Origin of the sequence: Streptomyces sp. A0958, from assembly GCF_004795035.1 — a bacterium.
GTDB lineage: Bacteria > Actinomycetota > Actinomycetes > Streptomycetales > Streptomycetaceae > Streptomyces.
Window position 1 is genome coordinate 76,994 of record NZ_SSBK01000001.1, and the last position, 24,466, is coordinate 101,459.

Consider the following 24,466-nt stretch of genomic DNA (forward strand, 5'->3'; position numbering starts at 1 on the left):
GAACGGATTACGGCCCTCCCGCGGCCCCGTCCGTCCCGTAGGGGACACCGTGCGACCCCAGGCGTACGCACGCCGCCCCGGGCTTCCGACTCCGGGCCGACGCCCCGGCCCGCCCGCCCGGAGCACCATGGACACATGAGTACCGTCACCCTGAACCCGCGAAGGACCGGCGCCACCGCGGCCCCCGGTCACCCCCACGGCAACCGCGCCTCCGGCGCCCTGCGCGCCGTCAAGGTCCTCGCCCGGGCCGCGTTCGGCGTCGTCGTCCTCGGCGAGTACGCGCAGGAGGCGGGGGTACGGCGTACGCGCTGAAGCGCCCCCGCCCCGCCCCTCAGCTCTCCGACAGCAGCTCGTCCGCGTCGACGATCCGGTACGCGTAGCCCTGCTCGGCCAGGAACCGCTGGCGGTGCGCCGCGAAGTCCTGGTCGATCGTGTCGCGCGCGACGACCGAGTAGAACCGCGCCTCGTGCCCGTCCGCCTTCGGCCGCAGCACCCGGCCCAGGCGCTGCGCCTCCTCCTGGCGCGAACCGAACGTCCCCGACACCTGGATGGCGACCGTCGCCTCCGGCAGGTCGATCGAGAAGTTCGCCACCTTCGACACCACCAGCACGTTCAGCTCGCCCTGCCGGAAGGCTTCGAACAGCTTCTCGCGCTGGGCGTTGCTCGTCTCGCCCTTGATCACCGGGGCGTCCAGGTGCTCACCCAGCTCGTCGAGCTGGTCGATGTACTGCCCGATGACAAGTGTCTGCTCGCCCATGTGCTTGCGCACCAGCGCCTCGGTGACCTTCCGCTTCGTCGCGGTCGTCGCGCAGAACCGGTACTTCTCCTCCGTCTCGGCGGTCGCGTACGCCAGCCGCTCCGAGTCCGTCAGATTGACCCGGACCTCGACACAGTCCGCCGGGGCGATGTAGCCCTGCGCCTCGATCTCCTTCCACGGGGCGTCGAACCGCTTGGGCCCGATCAGCGAGAAGACGTCCGACTCGCGCCCGTCCTCCCGCACCAGCGTCGCCGTCAGCCCGAGCCGGCGGCGCGCTTGGAGATCCGCCGTGAACTTGAAGACCGGCGCCGGCAGCAGGTGCACCTCGTCGTAGATCACCAGCCCCCAGTCACGGGAGTCGAACAGCTCCAGGTGCGGGTAGACGCCCTTCCGGCGCGTCGTCAGCACCTGGTACGTGGCGATCGTGACCGGCCGGATCTCCTTCCGCGTCCCGCTGTACTCGCCGATCTCGTCCTCGGTCAGCGACGTCCGCTTCACCAGCTCGTGCTTCCACTGCCGGGCCGAGACGGTGTTCGTCACCAGGATCAGCGTCGTCGCCTTCGCCTGCGCCATCGCGCCCGCCCCGACCAGCGTCTTGCCCGCGCCGCACGGCAGCACGACGACCCCGGACCCGCCGTGCCAGAACCCCTCCACGGCCTGCTGCTGATACGGCCGCAGCGCCCAGCCGCTCTCGTCCAGCTCGATGGGGTGCGCCTCGCCGTCCACGTACCCCGCGAGGTCCTCGGCCGGCCAGCCCAGCCTCAGCAGCGTCTGCTTGACCTGCCCGCGCTCGGACGGGTGCACCGCCACGGTGTCCGGGTCGATCCGCGCCCCGACCAGCGGCTGGACCTTCTTCGACCGGAGGATCTCCTCCAGCACCGGCCGGTCCGTCGTCGTCAGCACCAGGCCGTGCACGGGGTGCTTCGACAGCGTGAGGCGGCCGTACCGGTCCATCGTCTCGGCGATGTCGACGAGCAGCGCGTGCGGTACGGGGTAGCGGGAGTACTTCACGAGCGCGTCCACGACCTGCTCGGCGTCGTGCCCTGCCGCTCGGGCGTTCCACAGCCCGAGCGGGGTCAGCCGGTAGGTGTGGATGTGCTCGGGCGCGCGCTCCAGCTCCGCGAACGGCGCGATGGCCCTGCGGCAGGCGTCGGCCTGCTCGTGGTCGACCTCCAGAAGGAGCGTTTTGTCGCTCTGGACGATGAGGGGTCCGCTCACGCGCTTCGGCCCTTTCAGTTGGGGGAAACGTCCAGTGTGCCGTATGTGGGGGCGGGCGTGTCGGGGCTTGCCCCGGTCCGGGGCGGGGGGTTCCGTCCTCAATCGCCGGACGGGCTGGGCCCTTGGGCGGGCGGCATCCTTGGGCTTGCGCCTTTCCGGGGTGCGGGGTTCCGTCCTCAAGCGCCGGACGGGCTGGGTTTGTGCGGGTCGCCTCCGCGGGGTGCGGGTCGCCTCCTGTCCGGTGGGTGGGGGTGGGGGCCCTCCGGGCAGACTCCTCAAAAACGGCGTGTTCGCCCGGGTACGTGGAGGACCCGGGTCGTACGCCATTTTCTGCGGGGACTGCCCTGCACGCCCCCACCCGGCCGGTTGTGCGTCTTGACGCCGGTGGTACGTCTGTCGCAGGCGCGCGACGGGTGTTCGGGGGCGTGCAGGGGAGTCCCCGCAGGACGACGAACGGATACCCGGGTGCCGCTGCGTACCCGCCGAACGTTCGTCGTCCGAGGAGTCTCCCCGGAGGGACCCCGGACCCCACCCACCGGGAAAAGGCGACCCGCACCCCGCGGGGCACCCGCACATCCGAGCCCGTCCGGCGCTTGAGGACGGAACCCTCCGCCCCGGACCGGGGAGGCACCGAGGACGCCGCCCGCCCAAGGGCCACGCCCGTCCGGCGATTGAGGACGGAACCCCGCGCCCAGGGTCAGGGCAGCGCGCCCTACTCCGCCAGCTCCGCCGCCCCCGTGATCCGGTGGAGGGGGTACGTGCGGATCTCGTCCGCCGTGTGGTCGTACGCGGTGACGAAGCCGCCCTCCACCCGGACCGGGGCGATCACGCGCTGGCTCGCGGCGCCTTCCGCGTTGACGTAGCCGATCCAGACCGCGGAGCCGGTCATCGCGGCGGCCTGGACGGTGACCAGGGTCTCGGCGGGGGTCGTGCGGGGCAGGGCGCCGCCGGGCGACGCGGTGGTTTCGGCGTCCTTGCGGACCACCGTCGCGGCGGTGTCCCCGGCCCGGATCGCCCGGACCGCCGCGCCGAGGAGCGTGGGGTCGGGCACGGGCGGGCCCTCGGGGACGGGGACGGGGGCGGAGCGCGGCGGGGTGCGGTGGGCGCCGGCGCGGGTGATCAGGACGTCGCCGTCGGCGGACTCCGCGGCGGGCGCGTAGCCCATGTCGCGCAGCCCGTCGAGGAGGGACGCCGGATCGGTGCGGGCGGCCAGGACGGTGGGCGCGAGCCGGCGCAGCCGCAACGCGGCGGACCGCTTGTCGGCGAGGATCTCGTTGAGGACGGCCTCGTCGTCGCAGCGCACGTACGCGGAGGCGGCGCCGATCCGCAGGTGCCCGTGGCGGCGGGCCACGTCGTCGATCAGGTAGCTGAGCGGCTGCGGCACCGGCGTACGGCTGTGCGCGGCGAGGAAGGCGTGCAGGTCGGCGGCGGTCTGCCCGGCGTCCAGGGCGCGGCGCACGGACCCGGGCGTGAACCGGTACACCGTCGCGCCGCCCTTCGACTCGATGTCCGCGAGCGCGCCGAGCATCTCGGCGAGGGGGCGTTCCAGCGGGCCGGGGGCGACGGCGGTGAGGTCGGCCTGGAGGAGGACGTGGTCGAGGGGTTCGGGGAGGAGCGGGGCGAGCCGGGCGGCGGCCTCGGCGGGCCCGCCGGTGAGCAGCGCGCGGGTCTGGGAGGCGAGCGCGCCGCGCCCGGTGATGCCGAGGAGTTCGGACTCGTTCAGCGTCCACAGGGCGAGCCGGGACCGCAGGTCCATGGCGTCCCCGGCGGTCGCGGCGGCCCCGCGCAGCGGGCGTTCCCAGCGGAGCCGGGCGAGCACGGTCTCGGGGTCGGGTGCGGTGCCGGCGGGCAGCTCGGCGAGCAGGGCGAGGACGCGGTGGCGGACCTCGGGCGCGGCGGAGCGGTCGAGGTCGGAGCCGAGGGCGGACAGGGCCCGGCCCTTCGCGTCCTGGCCGCCGACCAGGCCGGAGGTGCGGGTGGCGGTGAGCCAGGCGGTGGCGAGGGAGACCCAGCGGTCCTGGGCGGGCAGCTCGGCCCAGTCGTCGTACGCGGGGGTCGGCGCGTACCGCTCGTCCGTCTCGCCGTCGGAGGCCAGCAGCCCGGCCGCGTAGGCGAGTTCGACCCAGAACGCGGCGACGGGTTCGGAGACGTCCAGCGCGGTGGCGGTCTTCTTCAGCTCGCGGACGCTGAGCCCGCCGGCCCGCAGGACGGTGGGACCGCCGCCGTTCCAGGTCTTGAGCAGTTCCTCGACGGTGGTGACCGCCAGGAACGCCTGGCCGGCCGCGGCGCTGTCCACAGCCTGTGGATCGCGTTCGGCGGCGGCGGCCACGGCGGGCGGCCGCGGCTCGGGCACCCGGTGGGCGCGCCCGGCCCGCAGGTGCAGCGCGGCCTCGCGGGGCAGCACGACGGTGCGGGTCGAGACGGGCAGCAGGAGGCCCCGGTCGCGCAGCCACTTCACGGGCGGGGTCGGGTTCGGCGTCACCTCCCCGTACGGCGGACCCCACACGAGCCGGTCGAGTACCGACAGGGCCTCCATGGGGGCGGTGTCGAGGAGTTCGCCCATCCGGGTGCGGTCGGTGAACAGCGTGGTCAGGGCGGTCACCGCGGAGACCGGGTCGTGGGTGGCGGGCAGCCCGGCGGCGGCCAGGATCTCCTGGAGCCGGCCCGGCGACATACCGGCGGTGGCCTCGGCGACGGTCGGCCCGAGACCGGTGGGGGAGGGGTGCTGCGGCGACGGCGACAGCAGCTCCCTGGCCGTACGCACCAGGCGCAGCCGGTCGTCCTCGCCCCACACCAGGGCCTGTTCGCGCAAGGTCCCGAGGGCGCCGGGCAGCGCGGCCACGATCGCGGCGCCCGCGTCGTCGCGCTGCTCGCCGTCGTCCTGCCCGTCACCGGTGAGCAGGCCGAGCAGGGTCGCGTACGGGGCGGGGTCGGGCGCGACCGCCAGCGCCTCGGCGGCCTGCAGGGCGAACCGGTCGAGGTGTTCCAGGGCGCGGACCACGGACGCACGGGTGCCGGCCCGCGTGGCGAGCTGGGTGATGTCGCCCGGCACGGGGGAGAGGAGATCGGGCCGCGCCCGCAGCAGCCCGGCCAGTGACTCGTCGTCCCGGGCGCGCAGAGCCTCGGCGAGCGTGCGCGGTGGTGTGGTCGTCCCCATCCGCCCCACGGTAGTCGCTCCGGACAGCCGCGAGGGCGCTACCGTCGGTGCAGGGCGGTAGAGGGGAACCATCGCGTGGGGATCGAGAGCGACCAGCTGGTCTACGACTATCTGAGCCGGATCGGCGACCTGGCACAGCAGCAACAGCTGTCCTCGGGCACCCGGATGCGGCTCGTGTCGGAGCTCCGGGGCGAGATCGAACGGCAGCGCAGGGCGCAGGCGGCGGACACGCCCGGGGCGGTACGCCGCATCATCGGGGCGCTCGGCACGCCGGACGAACTGGTCGAGGCGGCGTCGAGGACGGGCGTGGCGGCGCCGGTGCCGCAGGCCCGGGAGGAGGACCGGCCGGAGGCCACCGGCATCCCGGGCCCCCGCCGGCCGAAGCTCCGCCGGAAGGACCTCCTCCGCAAGGGCGCGTCGCAGGAGCGGAAGCCGGCACCGGCACCGCCGCAGACCTCCGCCCCGCACCGGGCCGGCACGGACGAGCTGAGTCCCGACGGCGGCGAAACGGAGTGGTGGCGCGTCGAGCCGGGCCCGTTCGACGAGTTCGGGGCGGGGACGGAGGTCCCCGGCTTCCGGGGCGGGATCGAGATCCCGGCACTCCTGAGACCTCCGGCGCCTGAGGAGGAAGCGGAGGACGAGGAACCGGAGGCGTTCCAAGAGTCCGAGGTCCCGGAGGACGAGGAGGCCGCGCTCCCGGAGCGGAGGCGGAGGCGATGGCTGCCGAAGGTGTCCCGCCGCTCCCGCTCCACCGAGGCGGCGGCCCCCGCCTCCCGCCGGGGTTTCTCCCACCCCCTGCTCCTGCTGGCGGCGGCCCTGCTGGTCACCGGAGCGGTGATGGGCTCACTGCTGGCCCTGGGGGGCGGCTGGCTGCTCGCGTACGGCTCCCGCAAACTGTCCCGCGCGGAGGCGAAGTGGGCCGCCCTGGGCCTGCCCGGAGTGGTCGCGGCGGGCGCCGCGGTCTGGCTGTGGGGCCGCATGGAGGGCCGCTGGGGCGCCCCCATCCCGGAACACGGCATGGCGGACGCGCTGAGCGACGTATGGCCGGTGACGATTCGCACGGCGGCGGTGGCATCGGCGGTGTTCCTGGTGTGGCGAGCGAGGCGCGGGTAGCCCGGCGACCTGCCCCAGCCCGTCCGGCGTTCGAGGACGGGACCGTCCGCCGGGGGGAACCCGGGCTCACGTGCGCGGACGAGCCGAGGCCCGTAACCGCCCCACCCCCCGGCCGCAGGCCGACCCGGCACAATGGACGTCATGGCTCCGCATCCGCTCACGGTCGGCTTCGACCTGGACATGACGCTCATCGACTCCCGCCCCGGCATCAAGGCCGCCTACCTGGCGCTCGTCGCCGAGACGGGCGCCGTGATCGACACCGACCTGGTGGTGAGCCGCCTCGGCCCGCCGCTGGAGGAGGAGCTGGCGAACTGGTTCCCGTCCGCCGAGGTGCCCGCGGTGGCGGACCGGTACCGGGAGATGTACCCGGCCTACGCGATCACCCCGACGCTCGCCATGCCGGGCGCCCGGGAGGCGGTCGAGGCGATCCGGGAGAGGGGCGGGCGGACTGTCGTCGTCACCGCCAAGTACGAGCCGAACGCCAAGCTGCACCTGTCGCACCTGGGCATCGAACCCGACGTGATCGTGGGCGACCTCTGGGCGGAGGGCAAGGCGGTGGCCCTGCGCGAGCACGGCGCCACGGTCTACGTGGGCGACCACATAGGCGACGTACGCGGCGCCCGCGCGGCGAACGCGGTCTCGGTGGGCGTGACGACCGGCCCGTGCGACGCGGACGCACTCCGTGCGGCGGGGGCGGACACCGTCCTGTCGTCGCTCGCGGAGCTGCCGGCGTGGCTGGAGACGTACGCGGGCTAGTCCGCTGCCCGCGCCCGCGCCCCCGCCCGTACCGACCGCACCACGCCCGCCGCGGCGATCAGGAAACCGACGCCCATCAGCATGCACAGGGACCAGAAGACGGACGGCAGCGGGTGGGTGCCGAGGAAGAGGGGGGCCATGGTGGCGAGGGTGGAGAGGGCGCCGACGAGGAAGACGATCGCGCCGATCCGGACGAGCCGGTCACCCGGGCCAGAAGATGGAGTGCTCACCCCGCCAGGGTAGTTGCCGGGTGCGGCGAAACCGTGCCCGGGCGCCCTGCGGGTGAAGCAGGTGCCGTTTCCGGACACAGTCCGGATGACCAGGCTTGACGAGGGGTACTTCACCTGTGGAGGCTTCAGCCAGCAGGGGAGCACGACCACAGGACGGCCTGACCTGCTGAGGGCTTTGTTCCGGCATACGGGTTGAGATGGGGTGCGTGCTTTGCCGACTGGCAAGGTCAAGTGGTTCAACAGTGAGAAGGGCTTCGGCTTTCTCTCCCGCGACGACGGCAGCGACGTCTTCGTGCACTCGTCCGTGCTCCCGGCCGGGGTCGACGCTCTCAAGCCCGGTCAGCGCGTCGAATTCGGCGTGGTCGCCGGCCAGCGCGGCGACCAGGCGCTTTCCGTGGTGATCCTCGATCCCACCCCGTCCGTCGCGGCCGCCCAGCGCCGCAAACCGGACGAGCTGGCGTCGATCGTCCAGGACCTGACCACCGTGCTGGAGAACATCACGCCGATGCTGGAGCGCGGCCGCTACCCCGACAAGGCCGCAGGCGCCAAGATCGCCGGCCTGCTGAGGGCGGTCGCGGACCAGCTCGACGTCTGAGCCGTGGCGCGGCGCGGGAGCGGACGCCCCGACCGGGGCCGCCCGCACCCGCGTTCCGCGTGGGCGACGTCGACCGCACCGGTGTGTCCGGACACGTCAGACGAACGACAGCGCGTCCGGGCCGAGCGGCGGGACCAGGCCCTCGGCGGCGGCGCGGGTCAGCAGGCCGCGGATCGCCGCGTAGCCGTCCTCGCCCAGGTCGGCGGTGAACTCGTTGACGTACAGACCGATGTGCTGGTCCGCGACGGACGGGTCCATCTCCTGGGCGTGCTCCAGCACGTACGGCCGTGACGCCTCCGGGTCGTCCCAGGCCATCCGGACCGACGTACGCACCGACTCGGCGAGCAGCTTCAGCGTGTCCGCGCCCAGGGAGCGCTTGGCGATGATCGCGCCGAGCGGGATCGGCAGGCCGGTGGTGTCCTCCCAGTGCCGGCCCATGTCGGCCAGGTTGTGCAGGCCGTAGTTCTGGTACGTGAAGCGCGCCTCGTGGATGACGAGACCGGCGTCCACCTTGCCGTCCCGGACCGCCGGCATGATCTCGTCGAACGGCAGGACGACGATCTCGCCGGCCCCGCCCGGCACCACGTCGGCCGCCCAGAGGCGGAACAGCAGATAGGCCGTCGAGCGCTCGCTCGGTACGGCCACGGTCTTGCCCGTCAGGTCCGTGCCCGCCTCGCGCGTGAGGACCAGCGGGCCGCAGCCCCGGCCCAGCGCCCCGCCGCACGGCAGCAGCGCGTACTCGTCGAGGACCCAGGGCAGCACCGCGTACGACACCTTGAGCACGTCCAGCTCGCCGCGCTCGGCCATGCCGTTGGTGAGGTCGATGTCGGCGAACGTGACGTCGAGCGCGGGCGCGTCGGGAACCCTGCCGTGCGCCCAGGCGTCGAAGACGAACGTGTCGTTCGGGCACGGCGAGAAAGCGATGCGCAGCGCGTCAGCTGCCGGTGTCGTCTCGGTCATGGCGGGTCCAGCCTTCCAGTACGGGTATGAGCTTCCCGAACGCCTCGGTCAGCGCGGACAGCGCGTCGCCGATGCGCCAGGCGGCGCGGTCGCGCGGGCCGACCGCGTTCGACACGGCCCTGATCTCCAGGACGGGCACGCCCCGCAGGCCGGCCGCCTCCGCGACTCCGAAGCCCTCCATGGCCTCGGCGAGGGCGCCGGGGTGCGCGGCGAGGAGGGCGGCGGCGCGTTCGGCGCTGCCGGTGACGGTGGAGACGGTGAGGACGTCGCCGGTCCGGGCGCCCGTCGCGGTGGCCGCCTCCCGTACCAGCGCGGGCGGCGGCGCGAACCGGTCGCGGCCGAAACCGAGCGCCGTCACCGGCAGGAAGCCGTCCGGGGTGTCCGCGCCCAGATCGGCGGCCACGATCGCGCTCGCGACGACGAGCGAGCCGAGCGGGGCGGACGGGACGAAGCCGCCGCCGATGCCCGCCGAGACCACCAGGTCGTAGCGCTCCGCCGCCAGGGCGTACGCGGCCGAGGCCGCCGCCGCGGCCGGTCCCGCACCGCCCGCCAGCACGTCGAGCGGGCCCGCCCGGTGGATCTCCGCACCCGGCACCGTACGCACGGACAGGGCGGAGGCATCCCCGTACGCACGCGTGACCGCGTCCCGTTCCACCGGGACAGCGGTCACGACGAGCACACGCACGAAGAGGGGTCCTTCGAGGTCGGGAGGGGGTCAGTCGGTCTTCTTCAGTTCGAAGTGCCAGATGCCGACCAGGTCCTTGCCCTTCGTCTCCACCACGCTGACCTGCGTCTTGTCCGCGGTCTCGCCGGTCTGGCTGGAGAAGAAGGCGCTGCCCGGGATGGAGCGGTACGTCTTCTTGTACGGCTCCTGCTCGGCCTGCTGGCCGTTGATGAACAGCGTCCAGCCGTGGTCCGCGATGGTGGGGTCGACGCCGAAGTGGACCTTGTCGTCCATCGCGACCTTGACGGTCTTCTCCGCCTCCTTGTTGAGGCAGCTCTTGTACTCGGATTCCTTGAGGGCCTTGCCGTCGTTGTAGCAGGCGGCCTCGGTGCTCACCGAGTTGTCGCCGACCGTCACGGTGGCGAGCGGCGTCGGCTTGTCGCAGGCGGAGAGGACGAGGAGTCCCGCGGACACGGCACCAAGAGCGACGCCGATTCGACGGCCCTTACCGGAGAAGAACGCAACGGTCATGGGCCGAAGGCTATCGGTCGCCCCGGCTCACGCCACGCGGGGGTGCGGCGAGCCGCGCCGCGCGGCGCCCAGCAGCCCCCGTACGGAGGTGGACGCGCCGAGCGCGAGGAGGCCCGCGGCGACCGACATGCCCAGTACGCCGTTGAGGGGGAGGGCGATCCCGATCGCGCCACCGGCCACCCAGGCCATCTGGAGCAGGGTCTCGGAGCGGGCGAACGCGGAGGTCCGCACCTCCTCCGGCACGTCGCGCTGGATCATCGCGTCCAGCGACAGCTTCGACAGGGCCTGCGTGAGGCCCGCCGTCGCGGCGAGCGCGGCGACCATGACCGTGCTGAAGAAGATGGCCGCAAGGACGGCGACGCCCAGGGCCAGGCCCAGCACCGAGGCGATGATGACCTCGGGGCCGCGGGCCCTGAGCCAGGAGCCCACCGCCGTGCCCAGCGCGTTGCCCACGCCGGCCGCGACGCCGACGATGCCCAGCGAGATCGCGGCGCTCTGCCCGGACAGCGGGTGCTCGCGCAGCATGAACGCCAGGAAGAAGATCAGGAAGCCGGAGAGCGCCCGGTGCGAGGCGTTGGCCTGGAGCCCGTGCAGGACGGACGGGCCGACGGACCGCAGCCCCGGACGCCGCTCGCCGTTCTCCTTCCTCTTCCGCTCCTTGGGCCCGCTCTGCCGGGAGGAGGACCGCGGCGGCTGCGGCCGGGGCGCGCCCTCGCCGTGCGGCGGCACCAGCTGCGCCCTGCGCTCGCCCTTCGCCGAGTCCACCTTCGGCGGCAACGTGAACGCGAGGACCGTGCCGCCGACGAAGATCGCGCACGCCCCGTACAGCGGCCACGGCGGGCCGATGGTCTGCAGCCCCGCCCCGATCGGCGCGGCGACACCGGTGGCCAGCAGTCCGGCGAGGGTCACCCGGGAGTTCGCCTTCACCAGCGAGAAGCGCGGTGGCAGCAACCGCGGTACGACGGCGCTGCGCACCACCCCGTAGGCCTTCGAGCAGACCAGGACGCCGAGCGCCGCCGGGTACAGCTCCAGGCCGCCGGTGGCGACCGCGCCCGACATGGTGAGCGCCAGCAGCGCGCGGGCCAGCATGGAACCGGCCATCGCGGCGCGGCGGCCGTGCGGCAGGCGGTCCAGGAGCGGGCCGATGACCGGGGCGAGCAGGATGAACGGCGCCATCGTCACGGCGAGGTACAGCGCGACCCGGCCGCGCGCCTGGTCCGTCGGTACGGAGAAGAACACGGTGGACGCGAGGGCGACGGTGATCATCACGTCGCCCGCGCCGTTCACCGCGTGCAGCTCGATCAGTTTGCCGAGGCCGCTCTCTCCGGCGCCGTGCGCGTGCGTCGCCCTGCGGATGGAGCGGGCGGCGGCGGTGAACGGGGACCTCAGGGCACGGCCGATCGACCGCCCCGTCCTGCGGAGCGGGCCGGGACCGTCGTGCGACCTGGCAGAAGCCACTTGGTCATAGTGCCCCAGGACCGGGCGATGCGAACCGGGATCGGGGCGGGGCGCGAGCGGGACCGCCCCGTCGGGTCAGTGATCGACCAGGTGGCGGGGGGTGCGGAGGGGGGCGGCGCGGGTGCGGAGGCGGCCTCGCGAAGGCGCGTCACCGTGCCGGATACGGCGTCGTTCGGGACGGGCAGGTGGGCGGGGAGCGGCGGAGAGGGTAGCGTGCGTAGCGCGCCACCGGCGGTTGTTCTCGGCCGCGCGCCTCTCGGCGATCCCGCAGAATGGATTGCGGAAGGCGTGCCCGAGGCTGGCCCAACGGGTGTGGACGTCGACGCGGCCCCCAGGTCCGCTCCGTCCGCGACCGTATGGCCGAAACCGATGGATGTGCTGGCGCGCTCGTGAGACTGGCGTAGGAGAGAAGCGAGACCTGTGAGTGCTGCGACGACGCGAGGCCGTACGGCCCGTACCGCCCGTACCCCTGTCCCCGACCGTTTGTGCGCGGAGGCGGTAGACCTCGCCCGCGCGGCGGCCGAGGAGGCGGCCGCGCCAGGGGTCGTGGGTGAGCATGCGGGCGTGGTCTCCGAGGGGGACCGGGTCGTCACGCACTACTTCGAGTGCGAGGACCCCGGCTACCGGGGCTGGCGCTGGGCCGTGACGGTCGCCAGGGCCTCCCGCGCGAAGAACGTCACGCTGGACGAGACGGTGCTGCTGCCGGGCGACGACGCGCTGCTCGCGCCGGAGTGGGTGCCGTGGAGCGAGCGGCTGCGGCCGGGCGACATGGGGCCGGGCGACCTGCTGCCCACCGAGGCGGACGACCTGCGCCTGGAGCCCGGGTTCACCGGTGCGGACGAGCCGCTGCCGAACTCCGCGGTCACCGATGAGCTGGCCGACCTCGTCGACGTGGAGGACGCGGAGCTGACGACGCGCCCGGAGCCGCCGCGCCGCGGGTCGATCGCGGCGGTGGCCGACGAGCTGGGCGTGCGGCGGGCGCGGGTGCTGTCCCGTTACGGGCTGCACGTGGCGGCCGACCGCTGGGACGAGGAGTTCGGCGCGAAGACGCCGATGGCGCAGGCGGCGCCGGCCTCGTGCGTGTCGTGCGCCTTCCTGATGCCGCTGGCGGGCTCGCTGCGCCAGGCCTTCGGGGTGTGCGCGAACGAGTTCAGCCCGGCGGACGGGCATGTGGTGTCGCTGTCGTACGGGTGCGGGGGGCACTCGGAGGCGGCGGTGATGCCGACGCCGCCGAAGCCGGCGCCGCATGCGCTGGACACGATGCGGGTGGATGAGTATTCGCTGCGCGCGGAGGCGGAGGCCGAAGGGGTCTCGGAGGACCTGGGGCACGCTTAGCCGGACCTGGGCCCGGGGCCCCTGCGGCCTCGGGCGCTCCGGCGTGCCGGTTCCGTCCTCAATCGCCGGACGGGCTTGGTTGTGCTTGCCGTGCTCCGGCGTGCCGGTTCCGTCCTCAATCGCCGGACGGGCTTGGTTTGGCCGGCCGGTCTCGATGAGTGCGGCCGGGCGCCGGCGAAACCCCGGCCCGTCCGGCGTTTGAGGACGGGAGCCCTCGGGTGGGGGCCGTTCGCCCAGGGGGGACCGCCGGGGGCCGCGACCCGCACCCCCGCGCACCCGGTAGCTTCGGGCGCACACTGGAAGTCGGCAGAGGGAGTACGCGCGTGGGCATCAATGCGACCGAGGGCGCCGACCCATTCGGCACCGCGCGGCTGCGGCGCGGCGTACTCGACGCCTGGGGCGCCGGTCCCGCCCGTTTCCGTGAGGACGCCAACGCCGAGGAGGACCTCGCGCTCGGCGGCTACCGCGACCGCCTCGTCGTGGAGCTGGCCCAGAACGCCGCCGACGCCGCCGCCCGCGCCCACGTCCCCGGCCGGCTCCGCCTCACCCTGCACCCGGCCGCCGACGGCGCCCCCGCCGTCCTCGCCGCCGCGAACACCGGCGCGCCGCTGGACGCCACCGGCGTGGAGTCGCTGTCGACGCTGCGCGCCTCCGCCAAGCGCGAGGGGCACGAGGGGGCCGTGGGCCGGTTCGGTGTCGGGTTCGCCGCCGTGCTCGCGGTGAGCGACGAGCCGGCCGTCGTCGGCCGGCACGGCGGCGTGCGCTGGTCCCTCGCCGAGGCCCGCGAGCTGGCCCGTGCGGCGGCCGTCGGCAGCCCCGGCCTGGGCGACGAGCTGCGCCGCCGCGACGGCCACGTACCGCTGCTGCGGCTCCCGCTGCCCGCCGAGGGCACCGCACCCGACGGCTACGACACCGTCGTCGTCCTGCCCCTGCGCGACGGCGTCGCCGAGGACCTGGTGGGCCGGCTGCTGGCCGCCGTGGACGACGCGCTGCTGCTCACCCTGGCCGGGCTCGACGAGGTCGTCGTGGAGACCCCGGGGGCCGTACGGACGCTGCGCCGCTCGCAGCACGGCCCGTACACGCACATCGAGGACTCCACGCACGGGACGAACCGCTGGCGTACCGTCGCCCACCACGGCCCCGTCGAGCCGGCCCTGCTCGCCGACCGTCCGCTGGAGGAACGGCTGCGCCCGCACTGGTCGGTGACCTGGGCCGTCCCGGTGGACGCGGACGGCGCCCCGGTCCCTCCCCGTACCGCCCCCGTCGTGCACGCGCCGACGCCCACCGACGAACCGCTCGGTCTGCCCGCGCTGCTCATCGCCTCGCTGCCGCTGGACACCACCCGCAGGCACCCGGCGCCCGGACCGCTCACCGACTTCCTGGTCGAGCGCGCGGCCGACGCGTACGCGGAACTGCTCGGCGCCTGGGAACCGGTGTCCGTCGCGACGATCGCCCTGGTGCCGGGGCCGCTCGGGCAGGGCGGGCTGGACGGCGCGCTGCGGGGCGCGGTCCTGGAGCGGCTGCCGCGCGTGGCGTTCCTGGAGCCGGCCGCCCCGCGCGACCCGGCCGCCGAACCGGACCGGTGGGACGGCTGGGACGGCGAGGAGGGCGTCGGCAAGGACGGCGTCGCCCTGCGGCCGGTCGAGGCCGAGGTGGTGGAGGGCGTCGGCGCGCAGACCGTCGCGGTGCTCGCCGAGGTGCTGCCCTGCCTGCTGCCCGCCGGCCTGGAGCGGCGCGTCGAACTGCGCACGCTCGGCGTCGCCCGCGTCCCGCTGACCGAGGCGATCGACCGCCTCGCCGGTCTGGAGCGCGATCCGGCCTGGTGGCGGCGGCTTTACGAGAGCCTGGCCGGGGTCGACCCGGACCGGCTGTCCGGGCTGCCCGTGCCGCTCGCCGGTACGGCGTCCCCCGGGCCCGACCCGCAGATCCCGGCCCTGCCCCGCACCACGATCGGGCCCCGGCAGGTCCTCCTCCCGCTCCCGGACGCGCTGACAGGACCGGTCCTGGACCGGCTCGCCCGGCTCGGGCTGAAGGTCGCCCACCCGGACGCCGCGCATCCGCTCCTGGAGAAGCTGGGCGCCCTGCCCGCCACCCCGCGCGCCGTGCTGACGACCCCGCAGGTGCGGGCCGCCGTCGCCGGTTCGCTGGACGCGGGCGAGATCTGGGACGAGGACGCGCTCGACGGCGACGAGCTGGCCGAGACCGTGCTCACCCTGGTCCGGGACGCTGGCCTGGAGCCGGGCGACGAGCCCTGGCTCGGCGCGCTCGCGCTGCCCGACGAGGACGGTGAACCTGCCCCGGCCGGTGAACTGGTGCTGCCCGGCAGCGCGTTCGCCGCCGTCATGCGCGAGGAAGAACTCGCCCTGTGCGACGTCGAGTTGGCCGAACGCTGGGGCGAGCAGCCGCTCACCGCCTGCGGGGTGCTCGCCACCTTCGCCCTCGTACGCGCCACCGACGTCGTCCTGGACCCGGACGAACTGGAGCCGCGCGACGGCGACTTCGCCGAACCCGACGACGCCGGGCTGCTCGACGCCGTCGACGTGTGGTGCGAGGACATCCTCGACCAGCTGCCGGACAGCCCCGTGCCGCCCGTCGCCACCGAACTCGTCGCCGTCCGCGACCTCGACCTCGTGGACGACGACGCCTGGCCCCAGGCCCTCGCCCTCCTCGCCCGCCCCCCGCTGCGCGACGCCCTGACCCAGCCGGTGCGGGTGCTGCTCCCGGACGGCACCACGCGGTCCGTGCGCCCGTACACCGCCTGGTGGCTGCGCGGCCACCCGGTCCTCGGCGGCCGCCGCCCGGCCGGACTGCGTGCCGACGGGGGCGACCCCCGGCTGGCGGGCCTGTACGACTCCGTCGACGCGACCGGCTTCGAGGACGCCGAGGTGCTGCGCGCCCTGGGCGTACGGACCTCGCTCGACGCCCTCCTGGACGAGCCGGGCGGCGCGGCCGAACTCCTCGGCCGGCTCGCCGACGAGGACCGCCCGGTCGGCCCCGTACAACTGCACGCCCTGTACACGGCGCTGGCCGCGCTCGACCCGGAACAGGTCACGCTGCCGGACGAGTTGCGGGCGGTCGTGGACGGCGAGGTGCGGGTGGTCGACGCGGCGGACGCGGTGATCGCGGACGCGCCGGACCTGCTGCCGCTCACCGGGGGGCTGCCGCTGCTGCCCGTGGCCCCGGCGCACGCGGCGGAGCTGGCCGAGCTGTTCCAGGTGCGGCGGCTCGGCGAGAGCGTCGAGGCCGAGGTCACGAGCGACGGCGAGGAGCACGACGTACCCGAGCCGGTCCGCGCCCTGCTGGGCGCCGGCACCCCGGGCACGTACGTCGAGCACGGCGAGCTGCGCGCGGGCGGCGTCGAACTGGACTGGCGCCGCACCCCGGAAGGCGTGGTGCACGCCGCCACGCTGGAGGGCGTCGCGGCGGGCCTGGCCTGGGCGGCGGGCCAGTGGCCCCGCCGCTTCGAGGTCGCCGCCCTGCTGGAGGACCCGTCCCGCACGGAGGAACTGGCCCGGGACCGCTGGTTCGACTGAGCGACGCGCCGGGGGAGTGCCGCCGCTACACCGGGAAGCGGCGGCCCACCAGCCGCCAGGCGTACTCCAGGACCGCCGACGCGGCCACCGCGATCGCCACCGCCGTCCACGGCATCTGCGCGCCCACCAGCTTCAGCGCGAAGAAGTCCTGGAGCCACGGCACCACGAGCACGATCAGGAAGGCCAGGCCCATCGAGGCCACCAGGCAGATCCGCCACCAGGTGTAGGGGCGGGCGATGATCGCCAGGACCCACATCGAGACCAGGAACAGCGTGAGCGTCGCCGCGCTCGTCTCCGCGTCCAGGGCGCCCGCCCCGGCGTAGTGGTGGCGGGCGATCAGATACGTCGCGAAGGTCGCGGCGGCCGCGATGACGCCCGAGGGCACCGCGTACCGCATGACGCGCCGCACGAAGTGCGGGTGCGCGCGCTCCTTGTTGGGGGCCAGCGCCAGGAAGAACGCGGGGATGCCGATCGTCAGCGTGGACAGCAGGGTCAGATGGCGGGGCAGGAACGGGTACTCGACCTGGAAGCAGACCACCAGGACGGCCAGCAGCACCGAGTACACGGTCTTCGTCAGGAACAGGGTCGCGACCCGGGTGATGTTGCCGATCACCCGGCGGCCCTCGGCGACCACGGACGGCAGCGTCGAGAAGCTGTTGTTCAGCAGCACGATCTGGGCGACCGCGCGCGTCGCCTCGGAGCCCGAGCCCATCGAGACCCCGATGTCGGCGTCCTTCAGCGCGAGGACGTCGTTGACCCCGTCGCCGGTCATCGCCACGGTGTGGCCGCGTGACTGGAGGGCGGCGACCATCTCCCGCTTCTGCTGCGGGGTGACGCGGCCGAACACCGCGTTCTCCTCCATCGCGGTGGCCATCTCGTCCTTGTCCGTGGGCATTCGGCGCGCGTCCAGGGCGTGCTCGGCGCCCGGCATGCCGAGCTTGGCCGCGACCGCGCCGACCGAGACGGCGTTGTCGCCGGAGATCACCTTGGTGGCGACCCGCTGCTCACCGAAGTAGGCGAGGGTCTGCCCGGCGTCGGGCCGCAGCCGCTGCTCCAGGACGACCAGGGCGCCCGGCTCGGCCCCCTCGGCGGCGTCCGGGGCGTCGAGCTCGCCCCGCGCCCGGGCCAGCAGCAACACCCGCAGCCCCTGCTCGTTGAGCTGCTCGACCTCCGCCATGGCCGGGTCGTCCTCGGCCAGCAGCACGTCGGGGGCGCCGAGCAGCCAGGCGGAGGACGTGCCCCCGCCCTCCGTGAACGCGGCGCCGCTGTACTTGCGGGCGGAGGAGAACGGCAGCGTCCCCGTGACGTCCCAGCCCCCGTCCTCCGGGGCCGGGTAGGCGTCGATGATGGCCTGGAGGCTGGCGTTGGGCCGGGGCTCGGACGCGCCGAAGGCCCCCAGCACGCGGTGCAGGTACGGCTCGTCGGTGCCGTTCAGCGCGCGGACCTCGCTGACGTCCATGCCGCCCTCGGTGAGCGTGCCGGTCTTGTCCAGGCAGACGACGTCGACCCGGGCCAGGCCCTCGATGGCGGGCAGCTCCTGGACGAGGCACTGCTTGCGGCCGAGACGTACGACCCCGATCGCGAAGGCGACCGAGGTCAGCAGGACCAGGCCCTCCGGGATCATCGGGACGATGCCGCCGACGGTCCGGGCGATCGAGTCCTTGACGTTGTTGTCCTTGACCACCAGCTGGCTGATGACCAGGCCGATCGCGGTCGGCACCATCATCCAGGTGACGTACTTGAGGATCGTGGAGATGCCGGTGCGCAGCTCGGACCGTACGAGCGTGAAGCGGGACGCCTCCTCGGCGAGCTGCGCGGCGTACGCCTCGCGCCCCACCTTCGTGGCGGTGAACGCCCCGCCCCCCGCGACGACGAAGCTCCCGGACATCACCGCGTCGCCGGCCCGCTTGACGACCGGGTCCGCCTCGCCGGTGAGCAGGGACTCGTCGACCTCCAGGCCGTCCGCCTCGGCGACCGTGCCGTCCACGACCACCTTGTCGCCCGGGCCCATCTCGACCAGGTCGCCGAGGACGATCTCCGAGGTGTGGATCTCGGCCGCCGTCCCGTCGCGCCGGACCGTGGGCTTCGCCTCGCCGATGACCGCCAGGCTGTCCAGCGTCTTCTTGGCCCGCCACTCCTGCACGATGCCGATGCCGGTGTTGGCGATGATCACGAAGCCGAACAGGCTGTCCTGGATCGGCGCGACGAACAGCATGATCAGCCAGAGCACGCCGATGATCAGGTTGAACCGGGTGAAGACGTTGGCCCGGACGATCTCGGTCAGGGACCGCGAGGAGCGTACCGGTACGTCGTTGACCTCGCCCCGGGAGATCCGCTCGGCGACCTCTGCCGAGGTCAGCCCGCCTGCGGCGGGCGGGTCCGGCAGCTCGACCGGGTGGACCGGGTCGAGCTCCGCCCCGGCGTCGATCGCCGCCGGCCTCCCGGAGGGACCGGTTCGCTGTTCTCCGGAGGGGTCGGATGCCCGCTGAGTCATGGTTCAGACGGTACGGGCGGAACGTCCGGCGCACCCGCCGGGGGTGTGAAGATCAGACCGGGGGAGGAGCGAGATGGTCCCCTGGTCGTACGGGAGAGGCGCGGAGGTCCCCGCTCAGGCGGTGGCGCCCGGCGCTTCCGCTGATCCGGAGCCGGTGCCTTCCGCTTCCGCCGCAGCCCGCTTGAGGGCCGCGTCGCGTCCCCGTACGTACCAGATGCCGATCAGGCCGAGGCCCGCGCCCGCCAGGCAGGTCCACACCCACCACAGGTGCCCGTGGTCGTCGAACCAGCCGTAGAACGGGATCTGGACCAGGAAGAGGACGAACCAGAGGATCGTGCCGCCGGTGATGGTCGCGACGACGGGCCCCTCCAGGGGCTCCGGTGCCTCGTGCTTCGGTGTCCACTTCGCCATGCCGTCAGTGTATGCGGCGCGTATGAAGGGGCCGCCGGGCCAGTCGGCCCAAGGGTCTACGCGCGGAGATAGCGATCTTCGCCTCATGTATTCATACTGAATCTGCTCAAGACTGGCTCGAATTATTCGTGTGAACGTCCAAGGCTGACCAGTTTTAATCCCCTCTACGTACGACTGAGGTCATACATGTCCCCCTCGGCCACCGCTCCGGTCGACGCCACGCCTCCCCCGGCTCCTCGGCCCACCGGCGGCCTGGACCGTTTCTTCAAGATCTCCGAGCGGAAGTCGTCGGTAGCCCGCGAGATCCGCGGCGGACTCGCGACCTTCTTCGCGATGGCCTACATCATCGTGCTGAACCCGATTATCCTGGGCAGCGCGAAGGACATCAACGAGCACTACCTCAACCATGGCCAGCTGGTCACCGCAACCGTGCTATCCGCCGCGTTCTCCACCCTGCTCATGGGTGTCATCGGCAACGTGCCGATCGCGCTGGCCGCGGGGCTCGGCGTCAACACCGTCGTCGCCCTCCAGCTCGCCCCCCGGATGACCTGGCCCGATGCCATGGGCATGGTCGTCCTCGCGGGCATCGTGGTCATGCTGCTCGTCGCGACCGGGTTGCGGGAACGCGTGATGAACGCCGTACCGGGCTCGCTGCGCAAGGGCATCGCGATCGGTATCGGCCTGTTCATCCTGCTGATCGGCCTGGTCGACTCGGGCTTCGTCTCGCGCATGCCGGACAAGGCGGAGACCACGGTCCCGCTCCAGCTGGGCGCCGACGGCCACCTCAACGGCTGGCCGGTCCTGATCTTCGTCCTCGGCGCGCTGCTGACCCTCGTGCTGATCGTCCGCAGGGTGCCGGGCGCGATCCTGATCTCGATCGTGACGATGACCGTCCTCGCGCTGATCATCAACGCGGTCGCCGGCCTGCCGGGCGAGGCGTGGGGGCTGACCGTGCCGGAGTGGCCGGGTAATCCGGTCGCCACCCCGGACTTCGGGCTGCTCGGTCACTTCAGCCTGTTCGGCGGCTTCCACAAGGTGGGCGTCCTCACCGGCATCCTGTTCGTCTTCACCGTGCTGCTGTCCTGCTTCTTCGACGCGATGGGCACCATCCTCGGCGTCGGCGACGAGGCGAAGCTGACCGACAAGGACGGCAACTTCCCCGGCATCAACCGGGTGCTGTTCGTCGACGGCATCGGCGTCGCCGCGGGCGGCGCCAGCTCCTCCTCCGCCTCGACCTGCTTCGTGGAGTCCACGGCGGGTGTCGGCGAGGGTGCCCGTACGGGCCTGGCGAGCATCGTCACGGGGCTGCTGTTCACGGTCTCGCTGTTCCTCACGCCGCTGGCGACCATGGTCCCCTCGCAGGCGGCCACTCCGGCCCTGCTGGCGGTGGGCTTCCTGATCATCGCGGGCTCGGTGCGGGACATCGACTGGAGCGACTTCACGCTCGCGATCCCGGCGTTCCTCGCCATGGTCATGATGCCGTTCACGTACTCGATCACCAATGGCATCGGCATCGGCTTCATCGCGTTCAGCGTGCTGCGGCTGGCCTCCGGGCGCGGTCGCGAGGTGCCGGCGGCCATGTACGCGGTGTCGGCGGTCTTCGTCTTCTACTACATGATGCCGGCGCTCGGCCTCACGTAAGGGCGGCGCGGGGGCCGGCCCGGGAGGTCAGGTGACCTCCTCGGCCGGCACCCCCTCCGCCGGGCAGAACTTCTCCGGCCCGGAGAACCCCTCCGGCCCGGAGAACCCCTCCGTGCCGGAGAACCCCTCCGTGCCGGAGAACCCCTCCGTCCCGTAGAACTTCTCCGTCTCGTCGACGGCCGCCTGGAAGCGCTCGTCGAAATCGTCACGAATGAGCGTCCGGACCACGTAGTCCTGGACGCTCATTCCGCGTTTGGCGGCGTGCTGCTTGAGCCGGTCGAGCAGCTCACCGTCTATGCGCAGGCTGAGCACTGTCGATCCCATGCCAAGCAGGGTTACGTCCCGCGGGCCCGCCGTGCGTCATTTTCCGCCGCACACTCACTCGTTTGGGTGATCGATTGTGATCCGGCTCTCGCGCGTGTACCACCAAGTGGTATTTAGGGTAGGTAATGAGTTACGCTAACAAACATGCCTGACCTGATCCACGACAGCGACAGTGCCGCCGCCGTGAGCTCCCTTCGTTCCGCCGTCATGCTGCTCGGCCGGCGCCTCAAGCACCAGCGCGTCGACGAGTCGCTGAGCCCGACCGAGATGTCGGTGCTCGGAACACTCGCCCGTTGCGGTTCCGCCACCCCCGGTGAGCTGGCCCGCAAGGAGCATGTGCAGCCGCCGTCGATGACCCGCATCGTCGCGTTGCTGGAATCGAAGGGTCTGGTCAGGCTGGAACCGCACCCCGATGACCGTCGTCAGAAGATGGTCAGCCAGACCGAGCAGGCCGAGGCCATGCTCGCCGAGAGCCGCGACAAGCGGAACGCCTGGCTGACCACCCTCGCCGAAGGCCTGGACGAGGACGAGTGGGAGACGCTGCGCAACGCGGCGCCCGTGCTGGAGAAGCTCGCCCACCTGTAGCGGAAGGGGACGTGCCGGGCAGCGCCCGGTGCCCCGCCCCCCACCGCCGCATCCCCGTCAGCCAGCGCAATGTCCACGCCGAGGAGGCGAACCCTTTTGAGTACGGGACCCGGAGCAGACTCCGCCCCCGCACCGACTTCCACCCACGAGAGCAAGCCCGGCGGGACCTTCTCGTCGCTGAAGATCCGCAACTACCGCCTGTTCGCCACGGGCGCCGTGATCTCCAACACCGGTACCTGGATGTCCCGCATCACGCAGGACTGGCTCGTCCTGAGCCTCACCGGGTCCGCCGCCGCCGTCGGCATCACCACGGCCCTCCAGTTCCTCCCGATGCTTCTCTTCGGCCTGTACGGCGGCGTCATCGCCGACCGGCTGCCGAAGCGCAAGCTCCTGCTCGTCAGCCAGGCGGCCCTCGGTGCCTGCGGTGTCGTGCTCGCGGTACTCACGCTCTCCGGCGTGGTCCAGGTGTGGCACGTCTACCTGATCGCATTCCTGCTCGGCATGGTCACCGTCGTGGACAACCCGGCCAGACAGGCCTTCGTCTCCGAGATGGTCGGCCCCGCCCAGCTGCGCAACGCGGTCAGCCTGAACTCGGCGAACTTCCAGTCCGCCCGGCTCATCGGGCCCGCCGTCGCGGGTGTGCTGATCACCACGGTCGGCAGCGGCTGGGCCTTCATGTTCAACGGCCTGTCGTTCCTCGCGCCGCTGGTCGGCCTGATGATGATGCGGACGAGCGAGCTGCACAAGGCCGTCGTCGTGCCGCGCGCCAAGGGCCAGCTCCGCGAGGGGCTGCGCTACGTCTCGGGCCGCCCCGAGCTGGTCTGGCCGATCGTCCTGGTCGGCTTCGTCGGCACGTTCGGCTTCAACTTCCCGATCTGGCTGACGGCCTTCGCGGACGAGGTCTTCCACGGCGGCGCCGGGATGTACTCGTTCTTCAACATCCTCATGGCGGCCGGTTCCCTGGCCGGCGCGCTGCTCGCCGCCCGCCGCCGCTCCTCGCGGCTGCGGATGCTGGTCGGCGCCGGTACGGTGTTCGGCCTGCTGGAGATCGTCGCGGCGCTCGCGCCGTCCGTATGGATGTTCGCGATCCTGCTCGTGCCGATCGGCATGATCGGCCTGACGACCAACATCAGCGCCAACACCAGCGTCCAGATGGCGGCCGACCCGGCCATGCGCGGCCGGGTGATGAGCCTGTACATGATGGTCTTCGCCGGCGGTACGCCGGTGGGCGCCCCGATCGTCGGCTGGATCAGCGACGCGTACGGCGTCCGCACCGGCATGGTGGTCGGCGGTGCGCTGTCCCTGGCGGCCGCGATCGGCGTCGCCGTGATCCTGGCCCGCGTCGGCGGGCTGCGGCTGAAGGTGGACCTGCGCCCGGGCCGCCCGCACGTGCGCTTCGTCCCGCGCGAACGACTGGCGACGGCGGCCTGACGCCCGCCGCCCCCCGTACGCAGCCGACGCGGCCCCGCCCGGAGTACCGGGACGGGGCCGCGTCGCGTTCACGGATGCCGGTCCGGTTACGCTCGTCGGGTGGACCCGAAGACCAGAAACCGCATCATGGCGGCCGTGCTCGTGCTGATGTTCGCCGTCGTCGCCGTGGCGGCCGCCCTCGGCTGACCTGACCGGGGGCGGCCCCACGGACCTACCGGGGCGGACCTACCAGGCGAAGTTCTCCGGCGACGGGCCCGGACCGGGGAAGATCTCCTCCAGGGCCTCCAGCACCTCCGCCGACAGCTCCAGCTCCACCGCACGCAGCGCGGAGTCGAGCTGCTCCCGCGTGCGCGGGCCGGTGATCGGGCCGGTGACGCCGGGGCGGGTCAGCAGCCAGGCCAGGCCCGCCTCGCCGGGCTCCAGACCGTGCTTGTCCAGCAGGTCCTCGTACGCCTGGACCTGGGCCCGCACCTTCGGGTCGGCCAGCGCGTCGGCGGAGCGGCCCGAGACGGACCGGGCGCCGCCGCCCTCGCGCTCCTTGCGGATCGCGCCGCCGAGCAGCCCGCCGTGCAGCGGCGACCAGGGGATGACCCCGAGGCCGTACTCCTGGGCGGCCGGGATGACCTCCATCTCGGCGCCGCGCTCCATCAGGTTGTAGATGCACTGCTCGCTGACCAGCCCGTAGCTGCCCCGCTGCCGGGCCCGCTCGTTGGCCTGGGCGATCTTGTAGCCGGCGAAGTTCGAGGAACCGGCGTAGAGGATCTTGCCCTGCTGGATCAGTACGTCGATGGCCTGCCAGATCTCCTCGATCGGGGTCGACCGGTCGACGTGGTGGAACTGGTACAGATCGATGTGGTCCGTCTGCAGCCGCTTCAGGCTGGCGTCGACGGCCCGGCGGATGTTGAAGGCGGAGAGCTTGTCGTGGTTGGGCCAGGCCTCGCCGTCGGGGCCCATGTTGCCGTAGACCTTGGTGGCGAGCACGACCTTGTCGCGGCGGTCGCCGCCCTGCGCGAACCAGGTGCCGAGGATCTCCTCGGTACGGCCCTTGTTCTCGCCCCAGCCGTAGACGTTCGCGGTGTCGAAGAAGTTGACGCCCGCGTCCAGGGCGGCGTCCATGAGGGTGTGGCTGTCGCTCTCGTTGGTCTGGGGGCCGAAGTTCATCGTCCCCAGGACGAGGCGGCTTACCTTGAGTCCGGTGCGTCCGAGCTGCGTGTACTTCATGGACCCCAAGCCAACTCCTTCGAGCGCGCTCGAAGCAAGCGCTGCCCCGGTC

General features: G+C 73.1%; 20 protein-coding genes. 9 read left to right on the forward strand and 11 right to left on the reverse strand.

The features are described from left to right. The first annotated feature begins 135 nt into the window (after window positions 1–135). A complete protein-coding gene (locus tag E6P78_RS32590; RefSeq protein WP_168712525.1) occupies window positions 136–312 on the forward strand; it encodes a hypothetical protein in 177 nt (58 codons plus the stop codon). Window positions 313–331: 19 nt separating this feature from the next. Here E6P78_RS32590 and E6P78_RS00415 read toward each other — a convergent pair whose 3' ends face one another. Further along, complete coding sequence (locus tag E6P78_RS00415) at window positions 332–1,975, reverse strand: DNA repair helicase XPB (RefSeq protein WP_136201490.1); 1,644 nt, start codon at window positions 1,973–1,975, stop codon at window positions 332–334. Window positions 1,976–2,687: 712 nt separating this feature from the next. Beyond that, window positions 2,688–5,132 (reverse strand): helicase C-terminal domain-containing protein, encoded by a 2,445-nt coding sequence (locus E6P78_RS00420; protein WP_136201491.1) that lies wholly within the window; start codon window positions 5,130–5,132, stop codon window positions 2,688–2,690. Window positions 5,133–5,207: 75 nt separating this feature from the next. Here E6P78_RS00420 and E6P78_RS00425 point away from each other — a divergent pair, with 75 nt between their 5' ends. Both E6P78_RS00425 and E6P78_RS00430 read left to right on the forward strand, forming a co-directional pair. Continuing rightward, window positions 5,208–6,245, forward strand: a complete 1,038-nt coding sequence (locus tag E6P78_RS00425) for a hypothetical protein (RefSeq protein WP_136201492.1) — start codon at window positions 5,208–5,210, stop codon at window positions 6,243–6,245. Window positions 6,246–6,377: 132 nt separating this feature from the next. Then, a complete protein-coding gene (locus tag E6P78_RS00430; protein ID WP_168712526.1) occupies window positions 6,378–7,001 on the forward strand; it encodes an HAD family hydrolase in 624 nt (207 codons plus the stop codon). Here E6P78_RS00430 and E6P78_RS00435 read toward each other — a convergent pair. Continuing rightward, complete coding sequence (locus tag E6P78_RS00435; protein WP_136201494.1) at window positions 6,998–7,231, reverse strand: hypothetical protein; 234 nt, start codon at window positions 7,229–7,231, stop codon at window positions 6,998–7,000. The two genes, E6P78_RS00430 and E6P78_RS00435, sit on opposite strands and share 4 nt — an antisense overlap. 211 nt (window positions 7,232–7,442) lie before the next feature. On the opposite strand from E6P78_RS00435, the gene E6P78_RS33795 reads away from it, so the two are divergent. Further along, entirely contained in the window at window positions 7,443–7,826 is a 384-nt protein-coding gene (locus tag E6P78_RS33795) for a cold-shock protein (protein WP_018554372.1), read from the forward strand. A gap of 96 nt (window positions 7,827–7,922) precedes the next feature. Here E6P78_RS33795 and E6P78_RS00445 read toward each other — a convergent pair whose 3' ends face one another. Genes E6P78_RS00445 through E6P78_RS00460 form a run of 4 tightly spaced genes read right to left on the reverse strand, consistent with a single transcriptional unit; the run spans window position 7,923 to window position 11,439 of the window. After that, the gene (locus tag E6P78_RS00445) at window positions 7,923–8,786 is read right to left on the reverse strand and encodes a 1,4-dihydroxy-6-naphthoate synthase (protein WP_136201495.1); all 864 of its coding nucleotides are present in this window, start codon (window positions 8,784–8,786) and stop codon (window positions 7,923–7,925) included. After that, window positions 8,761–9,471, reverse strand: coding sequence for a futalosine hydrolase (locus tag E6P78_RS00450; protein WP_136201496.1), 711 nt, complete (start codon window positions 9,469–9,471; stop codon window positions 8,761–8,763). The genes E6P78_RS00445 and E6P78_RS00450 overlap by 26 nt, the downstream gene beginning before the upstream one ends. Before the next feature lie 30 nt (window positions 9,472–9,501). After that, on the reverse strand, window positions 9,502–9,981 hold the full coding sequence (locus tag E6P78_RS00455) for a DUF2771 domain-containing protein (protein WP_136201497.1): 480 nt from the start codon (window positions 9,979–9,981) through the stop codon (window positions 9,502–9,504). Between the two features lie 27 nt (window positions 9,982–10,008). Further along, window positions 10,009–11,439, reverse strand: a complete 1,431-nt coding sequence (locus E6P78_RS00460) for an MFS transporter (protein ID WP_136201498.1) — start codon at window positions 11,437–11,439, stop codon at window positions 10,009–10,011. 420 nt (window positions 11,440–11,859) lie between these two features. Between E6P78_RS00460 and E6P78_RS00465 the strand changes: the two genes are divergently transcribed. Beyond that, a complete protein-coding gene (locus tag E6P78_RS00465) occupies window positions 11,860–12,774 on the forward strand; it encodes a DUF3027 domain-containing protein (protein WP_206307681.1) in 915 nt (304 codons plus the stop codon). A 323-nt stretch (window positions 12,775–13,097) separates the two neighbouring features. Continuing rightward, window positions 13,098–16,307, forward strand: a complete 3,210-nt coding sequence (locus E6P78_RS00470; RefSeq protein WP_136201499.1) for a molecular chaperone Hsp90 — start codon at window positions 13,098–13,100, stop codon at window positions 16,305–16,307. A gap of 25 nt (window positions 16,308–16,332) precedes the next feature. On the opposite strand, the gene E6P78_RS00475 is transcribed toward E6P78_RS00470, so the two are convergent. Both E6P78_RS00475 and E6P78_RS00480 read right to left on the reverse strand, forming a co-directional pair. After that, complete coding sequence (locus tag E6P78_RS00475; RefSeq protein WP_136201500.1) at window positions 16,333–18,801, reverse strand: HAD-IC family P-type ATPase; 2,469 nt, start codon at window positions 18,799–18,801, stop codon at window positions 16,333–16,335. Between the two features lie 114 nt (window positions 18,802–18,915). Continuing rightward, complete coding sequence (locus E6P78_RS00480; RefSeq protein ID WP_136201501.1) at window positions 18,916–19,212, reverse strand: DUF2530 domain-containing protein; 297 nt, start codon at window positions 19,210–19,212, stop codon at window positions 18,916–18,918. Between the two features lie 186 nt (window positions 19,213–19,398). Between E6P78_RS00480 and E6P78_RS00485 the strand changes: the two genes are divergently transcribed. Continuing rightward, window positions 19,399–20,853: an NCS2 family permease gene (locus E6P78_RS00485; protein WP_136201502.1), complete on the forward strand. Its 1,455-nt coding sequence runs from the start codon at window positions 19,399–19,401 to the stop codon at window positions 20,851–20,853. Between the two features lie 27 nt (window positions 20,854–20,880). Here the strand turns inward: E6P78_RS00485 and E6P78_RS00490 are convergent, their stop codons facing one another. After that, a complete protein-coding gene (locus E6P78_RS00490) occupies window positions 20,881–21,177 on the reverse strand; it encodes a BrnA antitoxin family protein (protein WP_240798983.1) in 297 nt (98 codons plus the stop codon). A gap of 144 nt (window positions 21,178–21,321) precedes the next feature. On the opposite strand from E6P78_RS00490, the gene E6P78_RS00495 reads away from it, so the two are divergent. Both E6P78_RS00495 and E6P78_RS00500 read left to right on the forward strand, forming a co-directional pair. Next, window positions 21,322–21,762: a MarR family transcriptional regulator gene (locus tag E6P78_RS00495; protein WP_018554360.1), complete on the forward strand. Its 441-nt coding sequence runs from the start codon at window positions 21,322–21,324 to the stop codon at window positions 21,760–21,762. 96 nt (window positions 21,763–21,858) lie between these two features. Next, a complete protein-coding gene (locus E6P78_RS00500) occupies window positions 21,859–23,193 on the forward strand; it encodes an MFS transporter (protein WP_136201503.1) in 1,335 nt (444 codons plus the stop codon). A gap of 225 nt (window positions 23,194–23,418) precedes the next feature. Here E6P78_RS00500 and E6P78_RS00505 read toward each other — a convergent pair whose 3' ends face one another. Beyond that, entirely contained in the window at window positions 23,419–24,414 is a 996-nt protein-coding gene (locus E6P78_RS00505; protein ID WP_136201504.1) for an aldo/keto reductase, read from the reverse strand. Between the last annotated feature and the right edge of the window lie 52 nt (window positions 24,415–24,466).